The 13,014-nt window shown below is 57.6% G+C and carries 10 protein-coding genes; 4 read left to right on the top strand and 6 right to left on the bottom strand.

Annotated features, from left to right (window positions below; translation table 11 throughout):
- Positions 1–22: 22 nt before the first annotated feature.
- The 6 genes from QWJ20_RS13895 to QWJ20_RS13920 form a co-directional block, all read right to left on the bottom strand.
- Entirely contained in the window at positions 23–877 is an 855-nt protein-coding gene (locus QWJ20_RS13895) for a metal ABC transporter permease (protein WP_095700548.1), read from the bottom strand.
- Positions 874–1,584 carry a metal ABC transporter ATP-binding protein gene (locus QWJ20_RS13900; RefSeq protein WP_433992848.1) on the bottom strand — a complete coding sequence of 237 codons (711 nt, stop codon included), beginning with the start codon at positions 1,582–1,584 and terminating at the stop codon, positions 874–876. Before QWJ20_RS13900 ends, QWJ20_RS13895 begins: the two co-directional genes overlap by 4 nt.
- A 667-nt stretch (positions 1,585–2,251) precedes the next feature.
- A complete protein-coding gene (locus tag QWJ20_RS13905) occupies positions 2,252–4,075 on the bottom strand; it encodes a metallophosphoesterase (RefSeq protein WP_433992766.1) in 1,824 nt (607 codons plus the stop codon).
- 40 nt (positions 4,076–4,115) lie between these two features.
- Positions 4,116–5,021, bottom strand: coding sequence for a BadF/BadG/BcrA/BcrD ATPase family protein (locus tag QWJ20_RS13910; RefSeq protein ID WP_174878033.1), 906 nt, complete (start codon positions 5,019–5,021; stop codon positions 4,116–4,118).
- Complete coding sequence (locus QWJ20_RS13915) at positions 5,018–5,569, bottom strand: glucosamine kinase (protein ID WP_433992767.1); 552 nt, start codon at positions 5,567–5,569, stop codon at positions 5,018–5,020. Before QWJ20_RS13915 ends, QWJ20_RS13910 begins: the two co-directional genes overlap by 4 nt.
- Entirely contained in the window at positions 5,566–6,873 is a 1,308-nt protein-coding gene (locus QWJ20_RS13920) for an ABC transporter substrate-binding protein (RefSeq protein WP_433992768.1), read from the bottom strand. Before QWJ20_RS13920 ends, QWJ20_RS13915 begins: the two co-directional genes overlap by 4 nt.
- A 453-nt stretch (positions 6,874–7,326) precedes the next feature.
- Between QWJ20_RS13920 and QWJ20_RS13925 the strand changes: the two genes are divergently transcribed.
- From QWJ20_RS13925 to QWJ20_RS13940, 4 genes are read left to right on the top strand one after another with little or no spacing between them, the layout of a single operon-like run.
- On the top strand, positions 7,327–9,789 hold the full coding sequence (locus tag QWJ20_RS13925; protein ID WP_433992769.1) for a hypothetical protein: 2,463 nt from the start codon (positions 7,327–7,329) through the stop codon (positions 9,787–9,789).
- Position 9,790: 1 nt separating this feature from the next.
- Positions 9,791–10,897 (top strand): beta-galactosidase BglB, encoded by a 1,107-nt coding sequence (gene bglB / locus QWJ20_RS13930; protein ID WP_174864939.1) that lies wholly within the window; start codon positions 9,791–9,793, stop codon positions 10,895–10,897.
- A gap of 2 nt (positions 10,898–10,899) precedes the next feature.
- Positions 10,900–11,991, top strand: a complete 1,092-nt coding sequence (locus QWJ20_RS13935) for an ABC transporter ATP-binding protein (RefSeq protein ID WP_174878030.1) — start codon at positions 10,900–10,902, stop codon at positions 11,989–11,991.
- Between the two features lie 23 nt (positions 11,992–12,014).
- Positions 12,015–13,013, top strand: coding sequence for a carbohydrate ABC transporter permease (locus tag QWJ20_RS13940; protein WP_039470140.1), 999 nt, complete (start codon positions 12,015–12,017; stop codon positions 13,011–13,013).
- Position 13,014 lies beyond the last annotated feature (1 nt).

The following is a 13,014-nucleotide window of genomic DNA, read 5'->3' on the forward strand; positions in this document are numbered from 1 at the left end:
TGCAGATAACGAGATTCATCGGTCACCGACGCAGGCGTAACAGCCCACCGTTGTGACCAACGCAGACCGAGAAACAGAAAAACAGCGTAATCGTCAGAATGATGGCGGGCCCGGCGGGCAGCTCAGCATAGTAGGACCACAGCAGCCCGATCAGGCTGGCGAGCATCCCTTGCAGCACCGCAATGCCGAGCATCATGGGCAGGCGCTGCGTCCAGAACCGTGCGCTGGCGGCAGGCAGCATCATCATGCCGACCGTCATCAGCGTGCCTAACAGCTGGAATCCCGCGACTAGATTCAGCACCACCAGCGATAGAAACAGCCCGTGGATCAATGCCCGATAGCGTCCTGAGCTGATGCGCAGGAAGGTCACGTCAAACGATTCAATCACCAGCGCTCTATAGATCACCGCCAGCACTAGCAAAGAGGTCGATCCGATCAGCGCAATGTCGATCAGCGCGTCGCGATCCACGGCGAGGATCGATCCGAACAGCACATGCAGCAGATCGACGCTGGAACCGCGCAGTGACACCAGCGTGACGCCGAGCGCCAGCGAGCCGAGATAAAATCCGGCGAAGCTGGCGTCCTCTTTTAATTCCGTGTGGCGGGTGACAAAGCCGGAGAGCATGGCGACGGCCAGTCCGGCGATAAAGCCGCCGATCCCCATTGCCAGCAGTGACATCCCGGAGATGAGGTAGCCGATGGCGACGCCGGGTAAGACCGCGTGCGACAGCGCATCGCCAATCAGGCTCATGCGTCGCAACAGCAGGAAACAGCCCAGCGGCGCGGCGCTCAGCGTGATGACCAGACAGCCGACTAGCGCACGGCGCATAAAACCGAATTCGGCAAAAGGAGAAGTAATGAGGTGAAATAGCATCATGATGTGACGATCCTGAGCGTTGGCGTATCGCTGTCGGCCTTGCGCAGGCTATGTAATATGGGCTGAGTCTCACCCCAGTGAGGGCCGTCCGGGGTGAGGTGCAAGATGTTGGGAAAATGCTGCCCGACCAGTTCCAGATCGTGCAACACGGCCAGAATAGTCCTGCCTTCGGCGTGAAGCTGCTCGATGATCTGCAAGAGTGTCCGCGTGGTGTGGCTATCGATACCAGTAAAAGGCTCATCCAGCAGAATGATGGGAGCCTGTGTCAGCAGCAACCGCGCGAAGAGCACGCGCTGTAGCTGCCCACCGGACAGAACGCCAATATGCCGATCGGCAAAATCTGTCATGGAGACGGCATCGAGCGCGTCAGTCGCTTTGCGATGCCAGTTGGCGTTGATACCTCGCAGCAACCCGCGCTGGGGCAGCGACCCCATAAGCACCAGATCGCGCACGCTGATAGGGAACTGCCGATCGAATTCGGAGAGCTGCGGCAAATAGCCGATAGCGTTATCTTTGCAGCCATTACCGAGGCTGAACGAACCAGAAAGCGGCGGCAACAGACCCGCCAGCGTTTTCAGCAGCGTCGATTTTCCGCTGCCGTTTGCGCCAATAATCGCCGTCAGCGAACCTTGATGAAAACACCCGCTGAGTGTCGCGAGCGGTGGTTGATGACGATAGCCAAAGGCCAGTTCCTGTAGGGCAATCATGGCAACACCACCGCCCACCCAACCAATAGCCACAACGGCACCAACAGCAGGGAAACCAGTAACACGCGCTTCAGCGCGGAGAGGGAGTAAAAACTTGTCATTATCATCGGTGAAATCTAAATTGTTATATTATAACATACCGATTTTTATCGATGATGATAGAGGCAATAGGTAAAAAATTATGTAAGCGGATTAGGTTTGGTTGTAAGTGGTTTCTGGGGCGGGAGTGCAATATTTCGTGCGCTGCAAGCACTGTTATCATCATGCTACGTCGTAGCACGCGCCCGACATAGGGGGCTACGCCAGCCCCCTATGAACCCCGGCTTTTGGCGGAAATTATGCCGCTAACGCGGTTCCTTCGGTGCCCATGCCCGCTTGTCGAGCCGCCAGTGACGCGTTTACTCGCCCAATAAATGGGGCTCGCCCTTCGGGCCAGCACAAGTGCTGTTCAAAACGTCGTTGACGTTTTTGTCCGACGCGGCACTGGCTTTCGCGGCGTCCATGCCGCTCACTCGGCGTTCATGTTCACCTCAGCATAATTTTTTACGCCGTGAAGAGAAGACCCGTGAGCAATATGAGTTGGCTCAGCTTTATCTTCAGTGTGGCGCACGAAACCGTTTCCGCATGTACATAACCCATGTGACTAAAAGGCAATCACATGAACACATCACACCGTGACGAAATTCCCCTGCATATCAACCACAAAGCGAGTCGCGGGCTCATCATTGATATAACCCGCGAGGATTTTTAGCATCAGGCCGAAGCGGTATTGCAGGCTGTCCGGCGGCAGCGTGGCTGTTGGCGTGTAGGCCGCCAGCAGGGCGCGGTACTGTTTCACCCGCGCAGACGGAATGTCCTGCCAGGCGAGATCGCTGCCGTTGCGCAGGCAATACCAGTCGGTCACCAGCGTGAGCAGCGAAATATCCTGTAACCCATCTGTGCCTGCAACCGCATTCGGTTTGCGCTCGGTGGCGTCGGGCAGCGTTTTGGCGCTGAGTGGTTCCTGCTGCTGCGCGATCCACAGCAGATCGGCGCAGTTCAGCGTATTGATGAGAGGCGATAAATCTTCCGGCCAGTCTTTCACCAGAAAACGCTGGCGTACCAGCAGCGCCAGATGATGGTGCAGGAAGTCGTAATAATCGCGGCTTTTCAGAATATCGCCCAGCGGTTCACCGGTGCGATCCAACTCTTTCTGATAGAACGGGAACAGATGGTTGAATTGCGGCACGTTGCGCAGGACCAGCGTATCGATATCGACTCGGTCACTATGCAGCGTCGCCAGCTTCATGGCGGGCGGGTAAGCAGCCAACGACGGCACCGCCACATTCACCAACGTCCCCTGTGAACCTCGATACACGCCGGTGTCGTTAACGTGCAGGTGGCCGCTGAAGTGCAGTCGAATTCCAGCCGCCAGCGCCTGTTCGGCAACCTCCGGCCTCGGCGTGCGTTTAATGAAGCTGTTGCTGCCAAACAGCTGCTTTTCGTCTTCTACCGTGCCGTCGAGGAAATCGACCAGCGGATAGTGCGAGAACACCAGCAGCTTCTTGTTCTGCGCTTTCGCCCGCTGTACCACCGATTTCACCCACGGCAGCATGAACGGTTTCTCGGTCAGCAGTGCATTCCAGCCGGTGTTACTGCTGGTGGAATAGCCTTCAATCCCTTCACGTTTCTCCGGGCCGTCTTTGACCTGATATACGTTGGCATCGATGGAAAGCAGCCACAGTCCCGCTTCCGGCTCCACCAGATAGGACGCGTCCACGATATTCCACTGCTTGCTGCCGTCCGGTGAGCGGGCGAGATACTGGCGTTTACTGAGTTCATCGCTGTCGCCAAACGGCGTTTCCCAGTGCAGGAAGTCGTCGCGTTTAAAGAAACCAAACGGCTTCATCAGCGGCAGGCCACGTTCATAGCCGAGCGCCTGCATCTTGGTGGTGACGATCAGCGACTGCGCGTCGCCAAGCTTAACGCCGGGTTTGCTGCTCAGCATGGTGCTGCTGCCGTCGGCGTTGAGCATTCTCTGCCAAGAGTCATCGCCCTGCGGACGATTGACATCGTGGTTGCCGGGCGTGGCGAAAAAGCGCATGTCGTGCTGCTGCTCATACCGCGTCAGGATAGCGGCAATCCCTTCAACGGTAGGCTGCTGGCCGTCATCAGAATAATCGCCGGACAGCACCACGTATTTCACCTGCTGTTTTGCCAGTTCGTCCAGCGCGGCCAGCAGCGCAAAGTAGGGCTCATTGAAGATACGGGTCGAATTCACCGAATCTTTCAGGGTGCGAATGGTCAGCTTTTTTCCAGTCTGTGCATCGGGCAAACCGTCAAAATCGTAGTTGCCGTAGATATTGTGGACGTGGACATCCGAAATAATGGCGATACGCAGCGGCCCGGCGGGGGCGGCTGATTCGCCATTCGCGTGAAAAAAGCCGCCAGCCAGCGTAATGGCGCTGCCTGCGCCGAGCTTGACGAAAGTTCTACGAGTGAGTGATTCCATGACTATCTCCATAGTGGGGTTGCTGGTCGAACCCAAAGGACTAGCGGTATAACGCATAATCATGACAGGCAATCAATCGTGCGCCGTCGAGTGCATCGCCCATCGGGGCGGCGAGTTGAGATTGCCACTCGTCCGGCAGCCACGGGCGAATGTGTAAGCCGATGCTGCCCATGAGCGATAAGCGAGGTGTCGCGTGGCGTGCCACGGCGGCCAATAGCAGGCTGATTTCGCTGGCCGTCTGCGCGAGCAGCGCGTGAGAAACGGCATCGTCCTGCCGAGCGCAGTCAAATACGTGGCGGGCGAACTGCGCATAATCGCCCGGTTTCGCCTGCTGGCTAAACGTCTGTAGCGCGTCGAGCGTGTTCGTGGCCTGTGTGGGCGCTGTATTGGCGGAAAAGACGTCGTCGATGCTCTGACTGAGCGCAGACGGCGCGCACCAGCCTTGCAGCACATTATAGGTATGTTGCAGCGCTGCCAGACCAAGCCGTGCACCGCTGCCCTGATCGGAAATCGGGAATTCATGGCCGCCGTAGGCGGTAATCGTCTGGTTCTGCCACGCCAGCCCGCAGGAGCCGGTTCCGGCAATGACCACGCCGGCATCTTTCCCTTGGTTGACGGCCAGACAGGCACCCAGCGCATCGGTATTGAGCACCTGAGTTGCGTAAGGATGTGGCAACGCCAGAAATGCCTCATAGGCGGCGCGATGTTCTGCGCTGGCGAGTGCCAGCCCGACGTTCAGCCGGGATACATCATCCGGCGACAGCCCGCTGTGCTTCAACGCCTGTGCGATGGCGTCGTCCACCGACTGGCGCACGCTTTCCACGCCGAGCAGCAGATTGGCGCGACCGCCGTGTCCCTGACCGAGCGGCGTACCGTCGGCCTGATAAATTCGAGCCCGACAGCCTGTGCCGCCGCCATCTACACCGGCATAGAGCCATGTCGTCATGATGTGCGTGCTCCAGAATCCAGATAGGGAAGACAGGCCGCCGCCAGATCGCCGCTGAGGCTGACGGATTCAGTTTGTGAGTCCGGCAGGCTGTTGAGCAGCAGAGCCAGCTCACCTGCGCAACGGGTCAGCAGTTGCACCACCAACGCGTCCTGTGGATGTGCCAGCACAACGTGCCCGAGCGTGGTGTAGTCTGCGGCCTGCGCCTGCTTTGACCAGTCGATAACCCGATCGACATGCTTATCGAAGTGCAGGAACAGCGCTTCACTGAGTGGCGTCAGCGGGGTGATGCCCTCAACGGCCTGAAGCATCTCCTGTACCGCCCACAGCCCCAGCCGCGACAGGCTGGCCGGGTTGCCGATGGGGAAGCTGTCACCGCCGCGACAGGTCAGGAGGCCGTCATGCCAGTGCAGCAGCCGGGTGAAACCGCCGCTGACCAGCAGAGAGCGGTTTTGCCCCGGCCAGCGCTGTTCGCATACCGTGCTTTCGCTAACGCGATCAAAGGGACGGTCGCCATCGATGTCGATCGCCCTCAGTTGCCATTTCACGGTGCGTTTTTCCGCTGTTGTTGATTCGTCGCGATCGTTTCGTTGAGGCGCTTCACATCGTTTGACGTCAGGCGCAGATACTCATCAAACGACACTTGATCGTTCAGGTATTGGGTAAAGCGCGTCAGGATGATCGGATACAGTTCGTTCGCGCCCAGACTTTCCATGCGTTCCCAATCAAAGACGTAAGACGGGATCTTTTTGATCTCTTCGCGCGCGGTGTTCAGGCCGTCGATCACGTGCTTATCTTTGGTCTGGTAGTGCAGATCGGTAATATCCGCGCCGACGATGATATTGAAGCGCTCGGCGATCTCACGTTGTAGCGGTTCGCTGCCCAGCCACTCCATGAATTCGGCGACTTCCTGCGGGTGTTTGGTGGTGGTGAACGGCATGATGAAGGTCGCGCCGCCCATCGAAATGCATTTCTCTTTGCAAGGTGCAGGCAGCACTTTCCAGTCAAAACCGTCGCCAATCTGCTTACTGAACTGGTTCAACAGCCAGTTGCCGGAGAAGTAGGTCACGATGTTGCCGTTCACGAAATCGTCCGCCATGCTCTTGTACTGACCGCCGCCCGCCGCGCCCCACATTTCACGCGGGAACACGCCTTCATCCGACCAGCGTTTCAGATCTTTAATCCACTGTTGCGCTGCCGCGTCCGGGAAGTTGATCAGCCCGTCTTTATCGTAACGTGCGCCATAAGAGTAGGCCGGGCCGGAGAAGCGGAAACCGCTGCGGTCGATGGTGAAGGGAATATGCACGCCGGTTTTTTCCGCGACCAGCTTCGAGGCTTTCATCAAATCATCAATTGTGTAGCCCGGCTGTGGCAGAGGAACGCCTGCCTGCTCAAACAGCGTCACGTTAACGAACGGCAGATCGGCAGTCCAGGAAGCGACAAAGCCCGGCAGCGCATCCGCTTTATGCACGCCTTTCACGCGCATGATCTTTTCGATGCCGGCGCTATAGCGTTTCTCAAAGGCGGCCGGATCTTTCAGATAGGGACGTAAATCCAGCGTATAGCCGAGCAGCCCCATTTGCGTGGTTTTGGCAATATCCGGGCCTAAACCCGCCGCCAACTGCATCGGTAACTGTGTTTGCAGCGCGTTATAGCCGGTGCTGACAAAATTCACATCGATGCGCTCATTACCCTGGGAGAAAGATTTTACTTTCTGCTCCATGAAATGCACTAATTCGGGATCGTCGTCACTATATAAAAATGTTATTTGCGTTTTGGCGGCTAACGCGCTGCTGCTGAATAACCCCAGTGAAAGGGCGGAAAAAAATAACGCGGTGTTGGAACGCATCATAAACCTCTCCGTTGGTGAGCACATCTTATGTTTGATTAATGACGTAAATACCCTGGCGTTGGCGACGGGGTTTATTTTATTCCTGCGATTTATGTTGTCTTTTAATTAATGCAAATTTGCATTCATCTGTCATTTTCATCATGCAWTCATGGACAGAACGCTGATTGATTTATGTGAAGCAGGTTAAAGATATTTTAAATGTTGATTTAAATAAAGCATTTTTGTGATATTAATCACATATATAAACGCGAGAATCTTATTTATTAATGCGAAATGTCAATAAATGAATGCAAATGACAATTTAATGCAAATTTGCATTCTAATTGCGATATCACGGTGCAGGGAATGACCCGCTGCTCTAAATATTGGCAGGGTGTGCACAGCGAGAGTGCAAATAAGTGCCGCCATACATTTTCGTTATTTTATTTTTCAACGCCGTAAACAGGATTCCGTATGAATATCGGTTGGAAATTAAAGAAGAACGGCGTCATTAATCGGTTTCTCATCACCGAGTTGACGGAAAAACGTTATTTCGCCGAGCCGGATACGCTGCCGGATAAGGTGAATTACCGCTTTATTAACGGTTTTGTCGATGTCGGTGTGCTGCCCTGTCGCGTACGTTTTTTACAGGAAGAGGCAAAGCGCGACGTGGCGCTGCCGGACGATTTACGCTTCCCGCTGATGTGGAGCGGCGGCGATGAAAGCCGCAGCGTGAATTTCAGCGATTTCTGGCCGTGTCCGGTTCACGTGCAGCGCTTTTCCCGCTGCGTGATCCATAGCGACAGCGCGCAGGCGGCAGCGTTTACGCTCAGCACCTGCGGTGGCGTTACGCTGTGGCTGAACGGCGAGCCGATTACCCGCTTTACGCCGTTTACCCGCAATACCGAACAAACCTGTGCTATCACGCTGCCACTGAAAGTAGGGGCGAATACGCTGGTGGTGCATAGCGAAGAGCTGTGCGAGCGCGATACCGACTACCTGTTCAGCCTGTGCTATCAGGGAGACGACACGCTTTTCTGGCAGCTTGATGAGGACGCTGCACTCAGCGAACAGTTGGCCGCGCTGGATGGCTGGGTGAATGGGCTTGCACTGGAGAATAACCTGATTCAACCGCCCGTGCTGGTGCTGAACAGCGCGCAGCCGCTGCCGGAATCCGTGACGATGGCGCATCGGCTGATTGGCAACGTCAACGAATCCGTCCCCGTATGGCAGCAGAAACAGACGCTGCCTGCCGGCAATCTGGGCTGGCAGGTGGATCTGCCTGCGGTTCTGGTGGGCTACTACGATCTGGTCTGTGCCGCGACCTGCAACGGCATTACGTTGACGCGAACGCTCAGCTTTGGGCGCTTGCCTGAACAAACGATGCCCGCGTTACCGACGCTGGCGGCACGGCGTGAAGCGGTGCTACGCCATACCGCGCTGCACGGTTTTGAGCGCCTCGGGCGGCTGCTGGCGATTGTCGCAACGGGCGAGGGCAACGATGCCGCCGCGCCGATTCTCAACAGCGCATTGCAGAAAATCAGCCGCCGTGAAGACTGTGCCGATTTCCAACTGGTGCCGCTGATTTGGCTGTGGCAGCGCTATCAGGGGCAGCAGTTGCCGCCGCAGGACTGGCGGCGCGTGCGCAGCGCGATTCTCGGTTTCCGCTACTGGATTGATGAACCGGGCAACGACACCATGTGGTTCTGGAGCGAAAACCACTGCCTGTGCTTCCACGTCGCGCAGTATCTGGCTGGGCAAAACTTCCCTGATGACACCTTCCCATGCAGTGGCCGTCGCGGTCTGGAGCAAAAGGCGATTGCCCACGAACGCCTGACGCGCTGGTTTGATTCCATTCTGGAACACGGGCTGGTGGAGTGGAATTCGGCGGCCTATTACCCCATCGATCTGATTGGGCTGGTGGCGCTGTACGAGCTGGCGCAGGATGCCGATCTGCGTGAGAAATCTCGCGTGGTGATTGACCGCATCATGCTGATGACGGCGTGGGTACATCAGAACGGCGTCGCGGTTGGCACCATGGGGCGTGCCTACGATAAAGAGCTGCGCTCCGGCATGTTGACTGAGCTGTCCGGCCTGTGTGCGCTGATGTGGGGCGAGGGCTGGCTGATTCCGCACTGCGCCGCGCTGCCGCTGCTGTGCCTGAGCGACTATCAGCCGCCGGAAACGACGGATCGGATCGCGCATTGGTCACTGCCGCACGGTGCAGAAGCTCGCTGGGTGCAGGGGCTGAACCGCAGCGCCCGCATCATCGCCTGGAAGCAGCGCGACGTTGCGTTTTCTTCCGTCTTCGATCATCACCCCGGCCGGCCAGGACACCAACAGCATCTGCTGGATGTGCGGCTGGGTACGCACTATGCCGCCCGCCTGTGGGTGAACCACCCCGGCGAGGATCGCCCTGACGGCGTGCACCGTCCTTCTTATTGGGCGGGCAACGGACGCTTGCCGCACCTGATGCAGCATCGCAATCGCGCGCTGATGGTGTTCGATCTGCAACAGGATATCCGCCCGTGGACACACCTCTATCTGCCGCAAACTGCGCTGGATGACGTCATCGTTGAAGATGTCTGGTGCTTCGTGCGCGGCGGTAACGGCTATGCCGCCTTCCATAATCCCGCCGGATTACAGCCGTTTGCGACCGCAGGTCAGCAGGCGGAAGGCGAACTGCGGGCGTATGGCGAGCAGAACGTCTGGTTTGTCGCCGTGGACAGCGGCGACGGTGAGGAAGGATTCGCCGCGTTCGCTGACCGCTTCCGAGGGCGCGTTCTGACTTTCGATAACAACGGCGTGCGTATCGACGATCCCGATTACGGCGAATTGGCCTTTAGCCACAAAGCAGGATTCAGCGTGGCGCAGCAGCCTTTTGTTTTCCCCGACGATGTCCCGGTCGTCCCGCAGTTCAACACAGGAAACCCATGACATGCAGACAGGTTCACTTAACCGACAACAAACCGAAGCGCTGCTGGCGCAGGTGGCGCGGGCATTTTGCCGCCTGAAAGCGATCGACAGCGTGACGCAGGACGATGCGCCGGACGCCGGACTGACGATTCAATTCGAAGAGTGGGACTGGGAAGTTGGCGTCGGGCTGTACGGCTTCTGGAAGCTGGCGCATCTGACGCAGGACGACACCATGCTGACGACGCTGGCGAACTGGTATCAGCAAAAGCTGGATGCCGGGCTGCCGCCGCGTCAGATCAACTCGACGGCACCGATGCTGGTGCTGGCCTTGCTGTGTCAGGACAAACCGGATGCCCCTGCGCAGTGGCGTGAAACCGTAAGCGACTGGGCGGACTGGCTGCTGCACTCACTGCCGAAAACCGAGGACGGCGGCTTCCAGCACACGGTGAAAGAGCGGCCGAATACCGGACAGCTGTGGGATGACACGCTGTTTATGGCGGGACTGTTTCTGGTGGTCGCGGGGAAATTACTCTCTCGCCGCGATCTGATCGAAGAGGCGGAATACCAGCTCGTCACACATGCACGCTATCTGGCCGATGTGCGCAGCGGGCTGTGGTATCACGGCTGGACGTTCGTCGGTCGTCATCACTATGCCAATGCATTCTGGGGACGTGGTAACGCCTGGATCACGCTGGTGCTGCCGGAAATGCGAGTGCTGGCGGAGGATCAACTGTCCGCGCCAGTGCTGCGCACGCTGGAAGCAATTTTGGAACAGCAAACGACAACGCTGGCACGCTGCCAGCACGATTCCGGCCTGTGGCACACGCTGCTGGATGACCCGGATTCACCGCTGGAGACGTCCGCCAGCGCCGGGTTTATCGCCGGAATTCTGACGGCGCGCCGGCTGGGAATGCTGCACGATTTCCCGCAGGACGTACTGGAAAAAGGCTATGCCGCCGTGGTGGCGCAGATTGACGCACAGGGCGTGGTGCAGGGTGTCTCGGACGGCACGGCGATGGGACACGACTTACAGTTCTATCGCGATATTCCCAATGTCGCCGTGCCTTACGGGCAGGCGCTGGTCATGCTGATGTTATTGGCACAGTTAGATTCTGTTTGCGAGGGCTGACAATGGCGAGTCTGGAACTAAAGAACGTCCACAAAAATTATGGTGCGGTGAGCATCATCAAAGGCGTGGACTTAACGATTCATGACGGCGAGTTCATGGTCTTTGTCGGTCCGTCGGGCTGTGGAAAATCCACGCTGCTGCGCATGATTGCCGGGCTGGAAGAGATCAGCAGCGGCGAGCTGTGGATCGACAACCGCAAGGTGAACGATCTCACCCCAGCGGAGCGCAAGATTGCGATGGTGTTCCAGTCTTACGCGCTCTATCCGCACCTCTCGGTGCGCAAGAACCTCGCGTTCGGGCTGGAGAACCTGCACTTCCCCAAAGACGAAATCGCCCGTCGTATTGATGAAGCCGCCCGCATGCTGGGGCTGGAACCGTATCTGGATCGCCGACCGCGTGCGCTGTCGGGTGGGCAGCAGCAGCGCGTGGCCATTGGTCGCGCTATCGTGCGTGAACCCGACCTGTTCCTGTTTGATGAACCGCTCTCCAATCTGGATGCCAAGCTGCGCGTGCAGACGCGCGGCGAGCTGTCTCGTCTGCACCAGAAGCTGAGCACGACCATGATTTACGTGACTCACGATCAGGTGGAAGCGATGACGATGGCGCAGCGCATTGTGGTGCTGAACGCCGGTCGCATCGAGCAGGTTGGTACGCCGCTGGAGCTGTTCAATCGGCCGAAAAACAAATTTGTCGCGGGCTTCATTGGTTCACCGCGTATGAATATGTTCCCGGCGCAGATCGTCGCCACCTGCGCGGACGGCGTTGAAGTGCAGTGTCCGTCCGGCAATCGTCTGGTGCTGCCGTTTATCGGCACCGTCGGGCAGAACGTCACGCTCGGCATTCGTCCTTCACACTGCGAGCTGGTAGAGGACGGCGAGGGCATGGCACTGTGCGTCGATCGCTGCGAGATGATGGGACATGAGACCTTCATCTATGGGCGAATGAGCGGTATTGACGATGAGATGATCGTCCATCTGGCGCAGCATCGCGAGTTTGCCGCGGGTGAATCGGTGTTCGTCCGCTTCCCGCCGACGTATTGCCATCTGTTCGACGGCAAAACGGATGACACATTGCCGCGTTGTACCGAACACTAATTATCGCGACGAGAGAGGACGACATGAAAAAGATTGCCTTACTGCCCGCAGGATCGCTGATCGATAAGCTGGTAACGCCAGTGGAAAAAGCGGTGAATCTGCTACAAAAACTCGGTGGTCGCAAAGTGATGCCGTGGTTTTTTATCGCACCGAATATGCTGCTGTTCGCCGTTTTTGTCTTTATTCCGATTCTGCTGGCGGTGTGCTACGCCTTTACCGGCGGCACCAATATCCTGCTGTGGGAACGCCCTTACGTCGGCGTGGATAACTTTTCTACGCTGTTGAGTTGCGGCAACTACGCCGAGCCATCCACCTGTGAACAGGATCTGTTCTGGACTGGCGTCTACAACACGGTGTCGTTCACCTTTTTCAACGTGCTCTGCACGCTGCTGGTGGCGCTGGTGACGGCGCTGATCCTCAACCGCAAGATTATCGCCCGTGGCTTTTTCCGCGCCATGTTCTTCTATCCGGTGCTGCTGTCACCGGTGGTCGTTGGCCTGATCTGGCAGTGGTTCCTTAACCGCAACGGCCTGCTGAATCTGGTGCTGTCGTCGCTGGGCGGGCAGCCGATTACCTTCCTGCTCGATCCGACGTTTTCGCGCTTCTGGGTGGTGTTTGTCTCCGTTTGGTTTCACGTCGGGTTTTATACCCTGATCCTGCTGGCCGGATTGCAGGCGATCCCGCGTGATATCTATGAGGCGGCGGCGGTGGACGGCACCTCGCGCTGGCGTGGTTTCTATCGCCTGACGCTACCGCTGTTGGCACCGAACATTCTGGTGGTTGTGATTTTGCTGACCATCAACAGCGTGCAAATCTTCGATGAAGCCTGGGTGCTGACCAACGGCGGCGGCCCCGGCACGGCCAACAGTTTTATCGTGCAGTACATCTACCAGACGGCCTTTTCGTCAAACGCGTCACTCTACGGGCTGGCTTCGGCGGCCTCGGTACTGATGGGCGTGGTGCTGATGATCCTGACGGCGTTGCAGTTCCTGCTGACGCGTCGGCTGGAAGGGAAAAAATAAC

It is taken from the genome of Pectobacterium sp. S5 (assembly GCF_051707265.1).
Taxonomy (GTDB): Bacteria; Pseudomonadota; Gammaproteobacteria; order Enterobacterales; family Enterobacteriaceae; genus Pectobacterium; species Pectobacterium polare.